The 18,000-nt window shown below is 64.8% G+C and carries 12 protein-coding genes; 4 read left to right on the forward strand and 8 right to left on the reverse strand.

What is annotated here, in order from left to right; translation table 11 throughout:
• Positions 1-55 precede the first annotated feature (55 nt).
• The 3 genes from folP to ACS5NL_RS13065 form a co-directional block, all read right to left on the reverse strand.
• Positions 56-889, reverse strand: coding sequence for a dihydropteroate synthase (gene folP, locus ACS5NL_RS13055; protein ID WP_439354262.1), 834 nt, complete (start codon positions 887-889; stop codon positions 56-58).
• Between the two features lie 64 nt (positions 890-953).
• Entirely contained in the window at positions 954-2,870 is a 1,917-nt protein-coding gene (gene ftsH / locus ACS5NL_RS13060; protein ID WP_439354263.1) for an ATP-dependent zinc metalloprotease FtsH, read from the reverse strand.
• Positions 2,871-3,002: 132 nt separating this feature from the next.
• Positions 3,003-3,668: an RlmE family RNA methyltransferase gene (locus ACS5NL_RS13065; RefSeq protein ID WP_439354264.1), complete on the reverse strand. Its 666-nt coding sequence runs from the start codon at positions 3,666-3,668 to the stop codon at positions 3,003-3,005.
• A gap of 55 nt (positions 3,669-3,723) precedes the next feature.
• On the opposite strand from ACS5NL_RS13065, the gene ACS5NL_RS13070 reads away from it, so the two are divergent.
• The 3 genes from ACS5NL_RS13070 (at position 3,724) to ACS5NL_RS13080 (ending at position 7,070) form a co-directional block, all read left to right on the forward strand.
• The gene (locus ACS5NL_RS13070; protein WP_439354265.1) at positions 3,724-4,194 is read left to right on the forward strand and encodes a YhbY family RNA-binding protein; all 471 of its coding nucleotides are present in this window, start codon (positions 3,724-3,726) and stop codon (positions 4,192-4,194) included.
• Between the two features lie 70 nt (positions 4,195-4,264).
• Entirely contained in the window at positions 4,265-6,346 is a 2,082-nt protein-coding gene (locus tag ACS5NL_RS13075) for a M3 family metallopeptidase (RefSeq protein ID WP_439354266.1), read from the forward strand.
• A gap of 28 nt (positions 6,347-6,374) precedes the next feature.
• A complete protein-coding gene (locus tag ACS5NL_RS13080) occupies positions 6,375-7,070 on the forward strand; it encodes a glutaredoxin family protein (protein ID WP_439354267.1) in 696 nt (231 codons plus the stop codon).
• Positions 7,071-7,109: 39 nt separating this feature from the next.
• On the opposite strand, the gene rpiA is transcribed toward ACS5NL_RS13080, so the two are convergent.
• Positions 7,110-7,781, reverse strand: a complete 672-nt coding sequence (rpiA, locus tag ACS5NL_RS13085) for a ribose-5-phosphate isomerase RpiA (protein WP_439354268.1) — start codon at positions 7,779-7,781, stop codon at positions 7,110-7,112.
• A gap of 40 nt (positions 7,782-7,821) precedes the next feature.
• Here rpiA and ACS5NL_RS13090 point away from each other — a divergent pair, with 40 nt between their 5' ends.
• A complete protein-coding gene (locus ACS5NL_RS13090) occupies positions 7,822-8,901 on the forward strand; it encodes a quinone-dependent dihydroorotate dehydrogenase (protein WP_439354269.1) in 1,080 nt (359 codons plus the stop codon).
• On the opposite strand, the gene ACS5NL_RS13095 is transcribed toward ACS5NL_RS13090, so the two are convergent.
• From ACS5NL_RS13095 to ACS5NL_RS13110, 4 genes are all read right to left on the reverse strand, one after another.
• Positions 8,902-10,014, reverse strand: coding sequence for an NAD(P)/FAD-dependent oxidoreductase (locus tag ACS5NL_RS13095; protein ID WP_439354271.1), 1,113 nt, complete (start codon positions 10,012-10,014; stop codon positions 8,902-8,904). It lies immediately after the preceding gene.
• Between the two features lie 148 nt (positions 10,015-10,162).
• Entirely contained in the window at positions 10,163-11,515 is a 1,353-nt protein-coding gene (locus ACS5NL_RS13100) for a PKD domain-containing protein (protein ID WP_439354273.1), read from the reverse strand.
• A 2,004-nt stretch (positions 11,516-13,519) separates the two neighbouring features.
• Positions 13,520-15,508, reverse strand: coding sequence for a PKD domain-containing protein (locus tag ACS5NL_RS13105; RefSeq protein ID WP_439354275.1), 1,989 nt, complete (start codon positions 15,506-15,508; stop codon positions 13,520-13,522).
• 1,003 nt (positions 15,509-16,511) lie between these two features.
• Entirely contained in the window at positions 16,512-17,999 is a 1,488-nt protein-coding gene (locus ACS5NL_RS13110) for a PKD domain-containing protein (RefSeq protein WP_439354277.1), read from the reverse strand.
• Between the last annotated feature and the right edge of the window lies 1 nt (position 18,000).

Genomic DNA, 18,000 nt, shown 5'->3' on the forward strand with positions numbered 1-18,000 from the left:
GGCCACATCCAGGGGATGTGAACTTTGTTGTGACGACTTGTAACTCACTGTGTGGCTATGAACATTCGCTTACTGAACGAAGCACCGATAGCGCATCCACCGTCTCGCGCACATCATGCACACGCACCACGAGTGCACCCCGCTCCACAGCCAGCAACGCGGCGGCGACACTAGCCGACACCCGGTCTGCCGGGCGTTCGTGACCGGTCACTGCCCCGAGGGACGACTTGCGTGACCAGCCGACGAGCCATGGATATGGCAACTCGCCAAGCTGGGGCTGCTGCGCCAGCAAGCTGAAGTTCTGCTGCACGGTCTTGCCAAATCCGATCCCGGGATCGAGCGCGATGCGTTCGCGGGCCACGCCCAGCGCTTCGAGCATCCGGGCGCGTTCGGCCAGGAAACTCTTGACGGGTGCCACGACATCTCCGTCCATCGGTGCCACCTGCATGGTCTGCGGATCGCGGTGCATGTGCATCAGGCAGACGCCGCAACGCGGGTGATGGGCCACCACCCGCATTGCGTCACCGCGCCGCAGCGCCCAGATGTCGTTCACGATGTCGGCACCCAGGTCCAGCACCGCCTGCATCACCTCCGGTTTGTAGGTATCGACCGACACCGGCACGTTCAGCTTCACCGCTTCGCGCACCACCGGCAGCACGCGCTCCAGTTCCTGCTCCAGCGGCACCGCCGGACTGCCCGGGCGGGTGGACTCGCCACCGATGTCGAGCATGTGCGCGCCATCCTTGATCACCTGTTCGCATTGGCGCAACGCGGCGGCCACGCTGTCGAACTGTCCTCCATCGGAGAAGGAATCTGGCGTGACGTTGATGATGGCCATGACCTTGGGTTGGTTCAGGTCGATGTCGAATCGGGATGTGGTCCAGCGCATGGTTTTGCTCGTGCAATGAAAACGGGGCCGCTGGGGCCCCGTGAGAGTGATGTCCGACGCTCGGTCAGGCCGCAGTCGGCGCCGTATCGGTGCTGACTGCCGGCGTCCCGCCGCTGCCGCCGCCACCCACCGAAGGATTGCGTGGCGTCCAGTCCTTGGGCGGACGCGGAGGCTTGCCGGCCATGATGTCGTCGATCTGGTCGGCGTCGATGGTTTCCCATTCCAGCAGCGCGGTCGCCATGGCGTGCATCTTGTCGCTGTGCTCTTCGATCAGCTGGCGCGCCAGACCGTATTGCTCGTCCAGGATGCGACGCACTTCAGCGTCGACCTTCTGCATGGTCTGCTCGGAGATGTTGGTGGTCTTGGTCACCGAACGACCCAGGAACACCTCGCCTTCGTTTTCTGCGTACACCATGGTGCCGAGCGCTTCGCTCATGCCGTACCGCATCACCATGTCGCGGGCGATGTGGGTCGCACGCTCGAAGTCGTTGCTGGCACCGGTGGTCATCTGGTGCATGAACACTTCTTCCGCGATGCGCCCGCCAAACAGCATGGCGATCTGGTTGAGCATGAACTCCTTGTCCTGGCTGTAGCGGTCCTGGACTGGCAGGCTCATGGTCACACCCAGCGCACGACCACGAGGAATGATGGTGACCTTGTGCACCGGGTCGCACTTGGGCAGCAGCTTGCCGATCAGAGCGTGACCAGCCTCGTGGTAGGCCGTGTTTTTGCGCTCTTCCTCGGGCATCACCATGCTCTTGCGCTCGGGGCCCATGAAGATCTTGTCCTTGGCCTTTTCAAAGTCCTGCATCTCGACCACGCGCGCGTTGCGACGCGCGGCCATCAGGGCAGCTTCGTTGCACAGGTTGGCCAGATCGGCACCACTCATGCCGGGCGTGCCACGGGCGATCACACTGGCATTCACATCGGTACCGAGCGGGACCTTGCGCATGTGCACATTCAGGATCTGTTCGCGACCACGGATGTCGGGCAGCGTGACGTAGACCTGACGGTCGAAGCGGCCCGGGCGCAGCAAGGCGGCGTCCAGGATGTCCGGGCGGTTGGTGGCAGCCACCACGATCACGCCCAGGTTCGTCTCGAAGCCATCCATCTCGACCAGCATCTGGTTGAGGGTCTGCTCGCGCTCGTCGTTGCCTCCGCCCAGGCCGGCGCCACGCTGGCGGCCGACGGCGTCGATTTCGTCGATGAAGATGATGCAGGGCGCGTTCTTCTTGGCGTTCTCGAACATGTCGCGCACGCGGGCCGCGCCCACGCCCACGAACATTTCCACGAAGTCGGAACCCGAGATGCTGAAGAACGGCACCTTGGCTTCGCCGGCAATGCCTTTGGCCAGCAGCGTCTTGCCGGTACCCGGAGGGCCGACCAGCAGCAGACCGCGCGGGATGCGACCGCCCAGCTTCTGGAACTTGGCGGGATCTTTCAGGAAGTCCACGACCTCCTTGACCTCTTCCTTGGCCTCGTCACACCCGGCCACGTCGGCAAAGGTCACGGTGTTGTTGTTCTCGTCCAGCATGCGCGCCTTGCTCTTGCCGAAGCTGAAGGCACCGCCCTTGCCGCCGCCCTGCATCTGGCGCATGAAGTAGATCCAGACACCGATCAGCAGCAGCATCGGGCCCCAGCTGACCAGCAAGGTCATGAGCAGGGAGCCCTCTTCGCGCGGCTTGACGTCGAACTTGACGTTGTTGTTGATCAGGTCGCCCACCAGACCGCGGTCCAGATAGGTCGCGGTGGTGCGGATGCGGCGGTCATCGTGGGTGAGCGCGATGATCTCGGTGCCGCCCGGGCCTTCCTGGATCGTGGCGGTCTTGATCTGTTGCGCTTTGACCTGATCAAGGAATTCGGAATAACCGACATAGCCGGCACCGGCCGTGGCTCGGCCATCGAATTGCTTGAAGACGGTGAATAGCACCATGGCGATCACCATCCACACGGCGATTTTCGAGAACCACTGGTTGTTCAAGGACGGCTCCTGACTAGAACGGATACTGGCATGTTGTGATCATTTTAGGTCTTTCAAGCCACGGCGGACTTGACTTTTGGCGAGGCTATGTCGCTGAAATGGTTAGTTTTGGCGGTGCAAACCGGACCAAGGTCAGTTTTTGAGTCCCAGCCCGACCAGAAAAGTCTCGGACGACTTGTCGCGCGAAGCCTTCGGCTTGAACGGTTTGACCACCTTGAAGGTCTTGCGGAACAGCGCCACCATCGGGTCGTAGGCGCCGCCATGGAACAGCTTGGCGACCAGTGCGCCGTCGGCTTTCATGTGCAGGCGGCAGAAGTCCACCGCCAGGCCCACCAGGTCCTCGATGCGCGCGGCATCCGCCGACCCGATGCCCGACAGGTTGGGTGCCATGTCCGACACCACCACGTCCACCTTCTGCACGCCCCGCTCCACCAGCACGCGCTCCAGCTCAGCCAGCACCTCCGCCTCGCGGAAGTCGCCCTGGATGAACTGCACGCCTTCCACCGCCTCCATGGGCAGCAGGTCCAAGGCAATGATCTGCCCGTTGAGCTCGCCCACGGCCGCTCCCGAGGGGCTCAGGCGCCGGCGCACGTACTGGCTCCAGGCTCCGGGGGCCGACCCGAGATCGACCACCACGTGGCCCGGGCGGATCAGGCCCAGGGCTTCATCGATTTCCTTGAGCTTGTAGGCGGCCCGGGCGCGGTACCCGTCTTTCTGGGCGAGCTTCACATACGGGTCGTTGACGTGCTGGTTCAGCCACGCCTTGTTGACCTTCTTGCTCTGAGTCTTGACTTTCATGCCCATGGGGATTCCGCTGGCGGCGCATGGCCGCTGTGTAAACGATAATTGTCCCATGCCCCAGATCCAACTCACGCCCGCACAGCGCAAGGTGCACCGCGCCGAGGCGCACCATCTCGATCCCGTCGTCCTCGTCGGAGGCGACGGACTCACCGCCGCGGTCAAGAAAGAAGCCGATGCCGCCCTCAAGGCCCATGGCCTGATCAAGGTCCGCGTTTTCAGCGATGACCGCCCTGCGCGCGAAGCCATGCTCCAGACCCTGGCCGACGAGCTGGACGCCGCGCCGATCCAGCACATCGGCAAGCTGCTGGTGCTCTGGCGCCCGATCCCGGAGAAGGTCAAGGCCGTCCACGAGGAGCGCATGCCCGGTCCCCGCGATGTCAAGGTGCTGAAGTTCAGCAAACGCGGCGGACAGAAGCCGGAAGTCAAGGTCGTTCGCGTGCTGGGCAACCAGCGCCTGACTTCCGGCGGCCAGGTCAAGCGCGCCAAGGTGCTCAAGAAGAGCGTCAAGAAGAGCGCACGCTGATTCCGTCGGGTGGCCGGCTCGCGCCGCGCCATCCATTGAACTTTTCGCTTCGAGCCCCTACTGAGCCTGCATGAACAGCACTGCCGCCAACCCCCTGCTCGACTTCTCCAGCCTTCCCAGGTTCGACGCCATCACTCCGGCCCAGGTGGCACCCGCGGTCGACGCGTTGCTGCAGGAAGCCGATGCCGCCCTGGAGGCAGTGACGGCCGCCGACTTTCCTGCCGACTGGACAGCGATATCGGCCCGCCTGGACGTGGCAACCGAGCGCCTGTCGCGCGCCTGGGGGGCCGTGAGCCACCTCAGCAGCGTGGCAGACACGCCCGAACTGCGGGCGGCCTACAACGAGGCCCTGCCCCGTGTGACCGAGTTCTGGACCCGGCTGGGATCGGACGAACGCCTGTACGCCAAGTACAAGTCCATGGACGTGAATGCCCTGAACGCCGAGCAGGCCCAGGCACACCGCAATGCCATGCGCGGCTTCGTGCTGGGTGGGGCCGAGTTGCAGGGCGAGGCCAAGCAGCGTTTTGCCTGGCTGCAGGAGCGGCAGGCCGAACTGGCCCAGAAGTTCAGCGAAAACGCCCTCGATGCCACCGACGCGTTCAGCCTCTACGTGACGCCCGATGAGCTGGCCAGCGTGCCGGCCGACGTGCTGCAGGCGACCGCCTCGGCCGCGCAGGCCGACGGCAAGCAGGGCCACAAGCTGACCCTGAAGATGCCCTGCTACCTGCCGGTGATGCAGTTTGCCCACAGCAGCGCGCTGCGCGAGAAGCTGTACCGCGCCTACGTCACCCGTGCCAGCGACCAGGCCGAAGGCGATGCCACCCGCTTCGACAACGCGGCCATCATGACCGAACTGCTGGCGCTGCGCCACGAAGAAGCGCAACTGCTGGGTTACCGCCATTTCGCCGACGTGTCCCTGGTGCCCAAGATGGCCCAGTCGCCGGAACAGGTCACGGCCTTCCTGCGTGACCTGGGCGTGCGCGCCCGCCCTTACGCCGAACAGGATGTGACCGACCTGCGCGCCTTCGCCGCCGGCACGCTGGGCAACACCGATCCCCAGCCCTGGGACTGGCCCTACATCGGCGAGAAACTCAAGGAGGCGCGCTACGCCTTCAGCGACCAGGAGATCAAGCCTTACTTCACCGCGCCCAAGGTACTGGCCGGCCTGTTCCAGATCATCGAAACCCTGTTCGAAGTCTCGATCCGCCGCGACGAGGCACCGGTCTGGCACCCGCTGGTGGAGTTCTACCGCATCGAGCGGCGCACACCTGCCGGCACCGAGCTGGTCGGGCAGTTTTACCTCGACCCGGCGGCCCGCAACGGCAAGCGCGGTGGCGCCTGGATGGACGACGTCCGCGCGCGCTGGCTGCGTCCCGACGGCGGCGCGCTGCAGACACCGGTGGCGCACCTGGTCTGCAACTTCGCCGAGGGCATCGAGGTCAACGGCGTGAAACAGCCGCCGCTGCTGACGCACGACGACGTCATCACCCTGTTCCACGAGTTCGGCCACGGACTGCACCACATGCTCACGCAGGTGAACGAGCGCGACGTCTCGGGCATCAGCGGGGTCGAGTGGGACGCGGTCGAACTGCCGAGCCAGTTCATGGAGAACTTCTGCTGGGAGTGGGATGTGCTCAAGCACATGACCGCCCACGTGGACACCGGTGCGCCATTGCCGCGCGAACTGTTCGACAAGATGCTGGCGGCCAAGAACTTCCAGAGCGGCCTGCAGACCCTGCGCCAGGTGGAGTTCTCGCTGTTCGACATGCTGCTGCACAGCCAGCCGCAGCCCGTGACCACGGGTGAAGCCATCCTGGCCCTGCTGCACCAGGTGCGCGCCGAGGTCGCCGTGCTGCAGCCGCCCGCCTACAGCCGCACCGCCAACACCTTCAGCCACATTTTTGCGGGTGGTTACTCGGCCGGCTACTACAGCTACAAGTGGGCCGAGGTACTGTCGGCCGACGCGTACGCCGCCTTCGAGGAAGCCGCGCGCGCCGGTGGTCACAACACGCTGGACGTGCACACCGGGCGCCGCTACCGTGAGGCGATACTCGAAGCAGGCGGCAGCCGTCCCGCCATGGAATCGTTCAAGGCCTTCCGTGGCCGCGAGCCGGGCATCGACGCCCTGCTGCGCCATCAGGGCATGGCCTGACCTGTCACATCGTTGAGAAGGAAAACGCATGAAGCCAGTCCTTGGTCACCGTCCGGCCACTTTCGGGGCCATGATGACCCTCGCGCTGACACTGGGTGCCGCGGTCTCCGCACCGGCCCAGGCCCAGGGGGTCTACCGCATCGTCGGGCCCGATGGCAAGGTCAGCTACTCCGACCAGCCACCACCCGCCAACGCGCAGGGCAACCCCTCGGCCAAACCCGCCGCGGGGGGGCCGTCGACCAGCACCGCAGCGGCCTCCGGCTACACGCCGCCGGAACTGAAACAGGCCATGGGCCGCTACCCGGTGGTGTTCTACGCGGGCAAGGACTGCGCGCCCTGTGACACAGGACGCAACTACCTCAATGGCCGGGGGATTCCGTACACGGAGAAAACGGTCAACTCCAACGACGACATCGCGGCCCTCAAGCGCCTGAGCGGGGCTTCGTCGCTGCCCATGCTCTCGATCGGCAGCCAGCAGATCAAGGGCTATTCGGAAGTCGAGTGGACCCAGTATCTCGACGCGGCCGGCTACCCGAAAAAATCGGCGCTGTCGGCGGCCTACCGCCGCCCGGCCCCCTCCCCGCTGGTGGAAGCCAAGGCGGCCGATGCCACGGCAACGGCTGGCGCGTCCACCAGGAAGACCGCGAAGCCGGTGGATGCCGAAGCACCGGCAGAGGTTCCGGTGGCCCCGCCAGTCACCACGCCCGGCGGCATCCGCTTCTGAAGATCGGCGACCCGTGGGTCGCCGCCTCCCGGAGCAGCCTCAGAACGTCAGCGTGCGCACCCCGCCCGGGGTGCCCAGCAGGCAGACACTGGCCTTCTGATGGGCAAACACGCCCACCGTGACCACGCCCGGCCACTGATTGACTTCGCTCTCGAACGCCAGCGGCTCGCTGATCTTCAGGCCGGTGACGTCCAGGATGTGCTGGCCGTTGTCGGTCACCAGCGGCTGGCCGTCCTTGATGCGCAGCTTGGCGGTGCCGCCCAGCGCCGCAAACTGGCGCGCCAGCCGCGAGGCCGCCATGGGAATCACTTCGACCGGCAGCGGGAACGCGCCCAGCACCGACACCATCTTGGACTCGTCGGCGATGCAGACGAAGCGCTTGGACATGGCCGCCACGATCTTCTCGCGCGTCAGCGCCGCGCCGCCGCCCTTGACCATGTAGCCCCTGGCATCGATCTCGTCGGCGCCGTCGATGTAGACCGACAGCTCCGTCACGTCGGCCGGGTCCAGCACGGGAATGCCCAGCGCCTTGAGGCGGGCGGTCGAGGCTTCCGAGCTGGAAACGGCACCGGGAATGCGGTCCTTCATCGCGGCCAGTGCATCGATGAATTTGTTGACGGTGGAGCCGGTGCCCACACCCACCACTTCACCGGGCGTCACGTATTGCAGGGCGGCCTGTCCGACCAGGGCTTTGAGTTCGTCTTGGGTCATTTGAGACAATCAGGGTTTACGCGAATCTGCTGATTATCCGATGTCACTCCTGCCCTACGCGCTCGCCCGCCCGTTTCTGTTCGGTCTCGACCCCGAAACCGCACACGAATTGACGCTCGACAAACTCGCCCGCTTCCAGCACACCCCGCTGAACTGCCTGTGGGGCGAAACGCGGGTGGACGATCCGGTCACCCTGGCCGGCCTGCGCTTCCCGAACCGCGTGGGACTGGCCGCCGGTCTGGACAAGAACGCGCGCTGCATCGACGGTCTCGCCGCCATGGGTTTCGGCTTTGTCGAAGTGGGCACGGTCACCCCCAAGGGGCAACCGGGCAACCCGAAGCCGCGCATGTTCCGCATTCCGGAGCGCAACGCGCTGATCAACCGGCTGGGCTTCAACAACGAGGGCCTGGACGCCTTCCTGGCCAACGTCCAGAAGGCGCGCTTTCGCAGCAAGAACGGCCACAGCCCGATGCTGCTGGGCCTGAACATCGGCAAGAACGCCGCCACCCCGATCGAGCAGGCCACCGACGACTACCTGACTTGCCTGGACGGTGTGTACCCGCATGCCGACTACGTGACGGTCAACATCTCCAGCCCCAACACCAAGAACCTGCGCAGCCTGCAGAGCGACGAGGCGCTCGACGCCTTGCTGGGCGCGGTGATGGCCCGGCGCGAGCAGCTCGCACAGCGCCACGGCAAGCAGTCACCGGTGTTCCTGAAGATCGCGCCCGACCTCGACGACGACCAGATCCGGGTCATCGCCGCCACGCTGCTGCGCCACGGCGCCGATGCCAACGGCCAGGCGACCCACCTGCTGGGCGTGATCGCCACCAACACCACGCTCAGCCGCGACGCCGTGCAGGGCCTGCCGCACGCCGGGGAAACCGGTGGCCTGTCCGGCGCGCCGGTGCTCGAAGCCAGCAACCGCGTGATCCGCCAGCTGCGCCAGGCGCTGGGCAAAAGCTTCCCGATCATCGGGGTGGGCGGCATCCTGAGCGGAGCCGACGCGGTCAGCAAGATCGCCGCGGGCGCCGACGTGGTGCAGATCTATACCGGCCTCATCTACAAGGGGCCGGCCCTGGTGCGCGAAGCCGCGCAGGCGATCAAGACCTCGCGCTGATCAGGACAGCAGCGTCGCCACCTGATCGCCAATGGCCAGGCAACTGGTCAGGCCGGGCGACTCGATGCCGAACAGGTTCACCAGGCCCGGCACGCCGTGCACCGCCGGGCCGTCGATGCGGAAGTCGGCTGCCGGCGCGTCCGGACCGCTGATCTTGGGCCGCATGCCGGCATAGCCCGGCTGCAGCGCGCCGTCGGGCAATCCGGGCCAGTAGCGGCGGACCTCGGCATAGAAGCCTTCGCCCCGCGCAGGGTCGACCTCCAGATCGTCGGGCCGGTCGGTCCATTGCACATCGGGTCCGAACTTGGCCTGCCCGCCCAGATCGAGGGTCAGGTGCACGCCGAGACCGGCCAGATGCCTGTCGGGCTCGGGCGCGGGATAGATCAGGTGCTGGAACGGCGAGCGTCCGCTCGCGAGGGTGAAATAGCTGCCCTTGGCGTACCAGGGCCGGGGCACATGGACCGGAGCCAATCCAGACATGCCCAGAGCCAGGTCGCAGGCCTGCAAGCCCGCAGCATTGACCAGCGCGGTGGACATCAATTCGGTGCCATCGGTGGTCCGGACCACGAACCCGTCGCCAGAGACCGCTAGCGCCTGCACCGTGCTGTGGCAGACCACCATGCCGCCGGCATTCTCCAGGTCGCCCTGCAGCGCCAGCATCAGGCCATGGCTGTCGACGATGCCGGTCGACGGCGACAGCAATGCCGCCGCGCAACGCAGCTGTGGCTCCAGCGCCCCGGCCTCGTCCGCCGTCAGCAGCGCGAGATCGGCCACGCCGTTGGCGCGCGCCTTGTCCGCGATGGCCTGCAAGCCCGCCACCTGGGACGGCGAGTGGGCCACGATCAGCTTGCCGCAGCGCCGGTGCGCGATGCCACGCTCGGCGCAGTAGGCGTACAGCAGGTCCCGTCCCTGCACGCACAACCGGGCCTTGAGCGAACCGGTCGGGTAGTAGATGCCCGCGTGGACCACCTCGCTGTTGCGCGAGCTGGTGCCCATGCCGATACCGCTCTCGCGCTCCAGCACCAGCACCTCCCGGCCCGACAAGGCCAGCGCACGCGCCGCCGCCAGCCCGACCACACCCGCACCGATCACCACCGCATCCACCTTGTCCATGACACCTCCTGAGCCACCCGAGTGTCGGTCAAAAAAAAGCCCCAGGCGTTCGCCTGGGGCTTCGAAGGGAGGCTGTACAGGGCCTGGAACCTGCGCCCCCTGCCGTGTGAACGACAGGACGCTGCAGATCACTGGTCCTGGCTGTGGCTCACTGGTAGTAGAACGGCCCCACCCACTCAGCAGGCAGCAACTGGTAGGAGTTCTGGTACTGGCTGATGTTGGGAGTACCGCCATCGGCGCGGATGTTGCCGCGAGCGGTCATGCGCCGACCCATCAGGATGAATTCCGTGTTGGTGTTGGGACCGCGGTAGAACACGTTGCTCTCCAGGACCACATCCTCCAGCCCTTCTCGGCTGCTGTCGGTGTTGTTCTGCGGGCTGGCGCCGCCGGTGAACGAGTTGTTGTCCGTGGGGTCACCCAGGCGGTTGTTGGCGATCACGATCTGGCGCGACGCATAGACGCTGCCCGAGATCGCGTAGTTGTCGTTGTAGTCGCCCAGACCACCGGAGTGCACCTTCAGGGACACGCGGATGCCGTCCGAGGAACGACCGCGCAGCGCGTTGTGGGCGATGAACCCCTTGTGCATTTCCCAGATGCGCACCGTGTGCTGCTGGGCCGTGCCCATGTCGTTGCCCATCAGCACGAAGCGGCTGCCCTCCCCGGCCATGTTCACCAGCGGATTGGCCGTGCTGCCCCGCACCATGTTCTCCACCACGAACAGCTCACGCGGCTGGAAGTACTGGTTGGCCGCCAAGGTGTGGTTCTGCACGATGTAGGCCAGCGCGCTGGCGATGTTGATCTGCGCCGGGATGAACTCACCCGTGGGCACTTCGAACGTGTTGCGGTACAGCAGCAGGCGCGACATCGTCACGAACTGCTCGAAGCGCTGCAGCACGTCCAGGTCCATGATGGTGATGTCCCGCGGGAAGGACGAGTTCGGCGGATTGAGCACGCCCACCAGCACGCTGCTCACGCGCGGCTTGGCGCCGGTGCCGAAGGCTCCCACCTGCACGTTCTGGCTGCCGTGGGGGATGTTGATGGTGTCAAAGGTCTCGCCCCTGCGCAGCAGCACGCGGTGGCCGCTGTAGGTGGCCGAACTGGGCAGTGCATTCACCTGGGAAGCTCCGCTGGGGCAACCCGTGAAGTTGGCGGCGGCCGAGACGCAGATCGTTCCAGTGCCGGCGTACACCGCATTGGGGTCGCTCACTTCGACGGTGATCATCTTCTCGGAATAGCCACCGGCCTGGTCGGTTGCGCGCACCCGCACCTGGTAGGTGCCCGGCAGGTCGTACACGTGGGCCGCCAGCGGTCCGCCGGACTGTGTGTTCTTGGGCAGGCCGGAGACCGGCCAGCTCAGGCCCTGGTCATCGCCGAAGCTGAAGGCGTAGCGCACCTGGTGGAACGGGTGCTGGCTGCTCAGGCTGGAGGTCGTCGCCGTCGCATCGAACTGCACCGCCAGCGGCGCCGTACCGGTCACACGCGTCGCTTCGAGCTGTGCCACCACCGTGGTCGAGGTCTGACCCGTTGTGGTTGCCGGGGCTGGAGCCGGAGCTGGAGCTGGAGCCGGAGCTGGAGCCGGAGCCGGAGCCGGAGCCGGAGCCGGAGCCGGAGCCGGAGCCGGAGCCGGAGCCGGAGCTGGGGCTGGGGCCGTCGTTGTCGTGGAGGTCGCCGGCAGGAAACACGACTTCACGGTTCCCGGGATGGGGTCACCAAAAGTGCCGTTGCCGCAATCCGCCGGGCCGGTGAGCGCCTTGACGGTGAATTTGCCGGCGGCACCGTAGGCCACATTCTGCGTGCCGGAGAAATTGCACGTTCCACCTTCCGTCGCGCATGCGGTGCTGTTGAATGACGCACCGTTGATGACCTGTGTGCCGGTGGAGGGAGCCGGTGCGGGAGCTGGCGCAGGCGCTGGAGCCGGGGCCGGGGCCGGGGCGGTCGTCGTTGTGGTCGTGGTGGCCAGGAAACACGATTTCACGGTCCCTGGGACGGGGTCACCAAAGGTGCCGTTGCCGCAATTCACCGGGCCGGTGAGCAATTTGACGGTGAACTTTCCGGCGGCACCGTAGGCCACGTTTTTCGTGCCGGAGAAATTGCAGGTTGCGCCTTCCTTCGCGCACGCCGTGTTGCTGAATGTTGCGCCGTAGATGAGCTGTTTGCTGATGACGGCGGTTGTTGCCAGACGCATTGCTGCGGTCTGTTCCGGGGACTCGGTGCCCGCCGCGCCACTGTCTTCCTGTGCGTAGGCTTCTTCGCTGGCCGCACGCTCCAGGCCGGAGGATGTGGCGACGACCTGTTCCGAAGCTTCGCTTCCTTGGCCACCACCGCCACAGGCGGTCAAGCTCAGCGAGCTGGCCAGCGCGATCAGCAGCAAGGCAGGACCAGACCGCAAGGGCCTCTTCGGGATGGGCACCTCCCCGGGGGGAAGTGTTAACTCGAAATAATTCATCTGACCATTGGTGGAGTAGATTGACATACAGTTTCCAGGCAAGTAACGGTGTTTGACTAAACAATAAGTGCGGTGCCATTAATGCCAATGACAACAATGGCTCACCCATCGGGCTCAGAACTTGATGAGATTCTCAAGTGGTATGAATGTATCGTGCATTCGACCAGCACCCTGAATCGAATTCGATGAACTGCGGCCATTAGGCGATGTGCGGCAGTATTTAAAAGACTCTTAAGGATGTATCCCAATTAACAATTGGAAGCAACTAACCCCAATCAATTAGAATTCAACCCCAAGGTAGTTAAAACGGTTAAAAATGATTTTCTGAAGCGCAGAGAAGGCCTGTAAAAGCCATCCTTTTCGCGTGCACCCGATGCATTGCCAACCATTTACTACCTGCACCCATTCAATCCTAATGTGAAAGCAGCATCGGTCTGTAGCAAAAAATATCTGATCAAGATATTTCGTACTTAATTGGCAGTACTTTTCGCCCATTCGGAAGTCGAATGCAATGCACTGTTACTTTGGTTTCAGGTTGGGCCACCCAGACCGGCCCGTGAGGGCGTCCTGGCGCGATGCCCGCCCGCTACAGCCCGGGCTGGCAGGTGTGCGGAGGGTCGATCGAGGGGCTGCGGCGCGCGAGTCGGTTGGTATTGGCGCATCGATCAACCAATTGCCCGGAGCCATTGCCTCCGGCGATCTGGTCAAATCAGATGACCTCGCTGCAATCCAGCAGGCGGCCGCGGACCGCCGCAATTCCGGGAAGGCCGGATTTGCAGCAATCAGGTCGGTAATGTCAATTGGAATAAAGATGCCCAATCGGGCTCTTTTCTCGGGTTTGCGAGCGACGCATCAGCCCCATGCAGCCGGGTCACTGCCTGCGTCAAAAGCCATTGAGGCAGATGCTGTCGCCACCGCATCACTCCCCGGCGGCAGGGGAGTGCCTGATGTGCCGGGATTTTCCCGCTGGACTCAGATCCCGTCCGGAGAAATCACCTTGGCCTGCGCGGCAATTCTTTTCCGTGCCGAGCAGGCCATTGCCACCGCGGGCCAGCGGGCTTACTGGTAATAGAAAGGCCCCACCCATTCAGCAGGCAGCAACTGGTAGGAGTTCTGGTACTGGCTGATGTTGGGAGTACCGCCATCGGCGCGGATGTTGCCGCGAGCGGTCATGCGCCGACCCATCAGGATGAATTCCGTGTTGGTGTTGGGACCGCGGTAGAACACGTTGCTCTCCAGGACCACATCCTCCAGCCCTTCGCGGCTGCTGTCGGTGTTGTTCTGCGGGCTGGCGCCGCCGGTGAACGAGTTGTTGTCCGTGGGGTCACCCAGGCGGTTGTTGGCGATCACGATCTGGCGCGACGCATAGACGCTGCCCGAGATCGCGTAGTTGTCGTTGTAGTCGCCCAGACCACCGGAGTGCACCTTCAGGGACACGCGGATGCCGTCCGAGGAACGACCGCGCAGCGCGTTGTGGGCGATGAACCCCTTGTGCATTTCCCAGATGCGCACCGTGTGCTGCTGGGCCGTGCCCATGTCGTTGCCCATCAGCACGAAGCGGCTGCCCTCCCCGGCCATGTTCACCAGCGGATTGGCCGTGCTGCCCCGCACCATGTTCTCCACCACGAACAGCTCGCGCGGCTGGAAGTACTGGTTGGCCGCCAGGGTGTGGTTCTGCACGATGTAGGCCAGCGCGCTGGCGATGTTGATCTGCGCCGGGATGAACTCACCCGTGGGCACTTCGAACGTGTTGCGGTACAGCAGCAGGCGCGACATCGTCACGAACTGCTCGAAGCGCTGCAGCACGTCCAGGTCCATGATGGTGATGTCCCGCGGGAAGGACGAGTTCGGCGGATTGAGCACGCCCACCAGCACGCTGCTCACGCGCGGCTTGGCTCCGGTGCCGAAGGCGCCCACCTGCACGTTCTGGCTGCCGTGGGGGATGTTGATGGTGTCAAAGGTCTCGCCCCGGCGCAGCAGCACGCGGTGGCCGCTGTAGGTGGCCGAACTGGGCAGTGCCCTGGACTGCGACGCCCCTGCGGGGCAGCCGCTGAAGTTGGCGGCGGTCGACACGCAGATCGTTCCGGTGCCGGTGTACACCGCATTGGGGTCGGTCACTTCGACGGTGACAGACCGCTCGGAATAGCCACCGGCCTGGTCGGTCGCGCGCACCCGCACCTGGTAGGTGCCCGGCAGGTCGTACACGTGGGCCGCCAGCGGTCCGCCGGACTGTGTGTTCTTGGGCAGGCCGGAGACCGGCCAGCTCAGGCCCTGGTCATCGCCGAAGTTGAAGGCGTAGCGCACCTGGTGGAACGGGTGCTGGCTGCTCAGGCTGGAGGTCGTGCCGCTCGCATCGAACTGCACCGCCAGTGGCGCCGGGCCACTCAGCCGCGTCGCTTCGAGTTGCGCCACCACCGTGGTCGAGGTCTGACCGAGGTCGGGAGCCCGTGTCTGGGAGGCACTGTCCAGCACGTAGTATCCGACGCCCTCGAAGCGGTAGGTGGCACTCAGGTTGGCCTGGATACTGGATTTCTCGGTTTCGCTGGTGGTGTAGAAGTGAACACCTTTGCTCGGGACATAGAAGCGGTACAGCGGCACCAGCCCGGCGCCAGCCACCTGACTGGCGTAGTAGGCGACGCCCTCGTAGCTGTACTCGGATGAGGAGGCCACCAGGCTGGCGCGCTCGGCCTCGCTGATGGTGTAGAAGTGAACCCCGTTCTGGGCATTGAAAAAGCGGTGCACCGGCGAGAGGCCGGACGAGAGGGTTTTGGTGACCCAGAAAGCCGGGCCTTCCAGGTGGAACGGGGACGAGAAATTGGCCACCAGGTTGTCTGCCTCGGTGGCGCTGGTGGTGTAGAAGTGCGCGCCGGTGCCGGTGTTGTAGAAGCGATAAGCCGGAGCGCCCACCAAGGCGGCCTTGCGAGCGACGGCGCCGGAGACGTAGGCCGCCTTGGACGCGATGCTGCCGGCCGGCAGGCTTTCCAGCGGCTGGGACGTGTCTGCCTTTTCGGCCAGCGCCGCTGCCTTGGCCAGCGCCTGGGCATTCAACTGGGCATTGGGTTTGCCCGCGGCGTTGTTCTCAGAAGACCCATCCGCCTCGCTGCGGTCTTGGCTGGCCGCTGTCGAGGCAGCGGTACCGTGGACCGGGGACTCTGTGGAACCGCCGCCACCGCATGCTGCAAGAAACACGGCCAAAGTGCCGGCCAAGCCAGCCCGTACCCAGCTGGTGTCATGTATTTTCATCATCGATTCAAGGAATGCGTTGGCCGGCTATGCCACCGGCAGGGATCAGGTGAAGGCGGCGTGCAGCCGCCTTTTCACGAAGCCGGAGCCTGGGAAAAGGGCTCAGGGGGGCATGGTCTGGACGCCGCCACCACTCAGCGACGCGCCAGACAAGAGCGCCAGTGAACTGATCGATCGCAATACAGACACCGAGGTCAACGGGATGGTCATGGAACTAATCAAAAGGTTGTCATGGAATTAATCAAAAGGTTTCCTTTTGATTGTCGAATGCCAGACCTGGCAATCGCGCCACCAGACAAACCGACTGAATCGCGCGAACAGATGCAATTTCACGCGAACATCCATCGACCGTGGAGATCGTATGGGACAGGCGGCTGGAATCATCGAACCAGCGGAGTATCAATGCGTAACCGTGGGCGTGAGAACGGCCGTTTCATCACGGCAGGTTAATGCGCGTAAGCATCTGTGGGAATTTGAAAGCGTCTTGTTTCGTGGCGTCACCCGTGCGGGGGCCAACGACACCCTGGATGGCCCGCCCTGGCGCCTTCCCTGGCTCAAGAGCAGGCAACTGACGGCATGTACCACCCATGACGATCCCTCGCCGGGCCCTTGCGCGAGGAGCGGACATCCCTTGCATGAGGACGCTCGGTGACGCCGCCGGCATGCAGGAGAAATCCTCTGAACGGGCCGGGCAGCCGACGAAAGGAGGAAATAGCGGGAGCTACGGTCATTCAATTCAAACCAAAGCTTCAGCCCATCGTAATGCACCCGGCAGCAGTGCAATGAAATTGCCTCATCCAGCCGTTGCTCACTGATGGAAAAAAGGCCCCGTCCATTCAGCAGGCAGCAACCGATAGGAGTTGTTGTACTGGCTGATGTTGGGAGTACCGCCATCGGCGCGGATGTTGCCGCGAGCGGTCATGCGCCGACCCATCAGGATGAATTCCGTGTTGGTGTTGGGACCGCGGTAGAACACGTTGCTCTCCAGGACCACATCCTCCAGCCCTTCTCGGCTGCTGTCGGTGTTGTTCTGCGGGCTGGCGCCGCCGGTGAACGAGTTGTTGTCCGTGGGGTCACCCAGGCGGTTGTTGGCGATCACGATCTGGCGCGACGCATAGACGCTGCCCGAGATCGCGTAGTTGTCGTTGTAGTCGCCCAGACCACCGGAGTGCACCTTCAGGGACACGCGGATGCCGTCCGAGGAACGACCGCGCAGCGCGTTGTGGGCGATGAACCCCTTGTGCATTTCCCAGATGCGCACCGTGTGCTGCTGGGCCGTGCCCATGTCGTTGCCCATCAGCACGAAGCGGCTGCCCTCCCCGGCCATGTTCACCAGAGGATTGGCCGTGCTGCCCCGCACCATGTTCTCCACCACGAACAGCTCGCGCGGCTGGAAGTACTGGTTGGCCGCCAAGGTGTGGTTCTGCACGATGTAGGCCAGCGCGCTGGCGATGTTGATCTGCGCCGGGATGAACTCACCCGTGGGCACTTCGAACGTGTTGCGGTACAGCAGCAGGCGCGACATCGTCACGAACTGCTCGAAGCGCTGCAGCACGTCCAGGTCCATGATGGTGATGTCCCGCGGGAAGGACGAGTTCGGCGGATTGAGCACGCCCACCAGCACACTGCTCACGCGCGGCTTGGCTCCGGTGCCGAAGGCTCCCACCTGCACGTTCTGGCTGCCGTGGGGGATGTTGATGGTGTCAAAGGTCTCGCCCCGGCGCAGCAGCACGCGGTGGCCGCTGTAGGTGGCCGAACTGGGCAGTGCCCTGGACTGCGACGCCCCTGCGGGGCAGCCGCTGAAGTTGGCGGCGGTCGACACGCAGATCGTTCCGGTGCCGGTGTACACCGCATTGGGGTCGGTCACTTCGACGGTGACAGACCGCTCGGAATAGCCACCGGCCTGGTCGGTCGCGCGCACCCGCACCTGGTAGGTGCCCGGCAGGTCGTACACGTGGGCCGCCAGCGGTCCGCCGGACTGCGTGTTCTTGGGCAGGCCGGAGACCGGCCAGCTCAGGCCCTGGTCATCGCCGAAGTTGAAGGCGTAGCGCACCTGGTGGAACGGGTGCTGGCTGCTCAGGCTGGAGGTCGTGCCGCTCGCATCGAACTGCACCGCCAGCGGCGCCGGGCCACTCAGCCGCGTCGCTTCGAGTTGTGCCACCACCGTGGTCGAGGTCCGTGCCGCTGCCGGAGCCGCTGCAGCCAGCAGGCAGGCCACCGCGGCAAACCGCGTCAGGAAGCCGGCCTCGGAAGCGGTTCGCGGGCTCTTCTTCGGGCAGAGGGTCTCATCGGCCATG

This window comes from Hydrogenophaga sedimenti (assembly GCF_051857515.1).
Taxonomy (GTDB): domain Bacteria; phylum Pseudomonadota; class Gammaproteobacteria; order Burkholderiales; family Burkholderiaceae_C; genus Hydrogenophaga.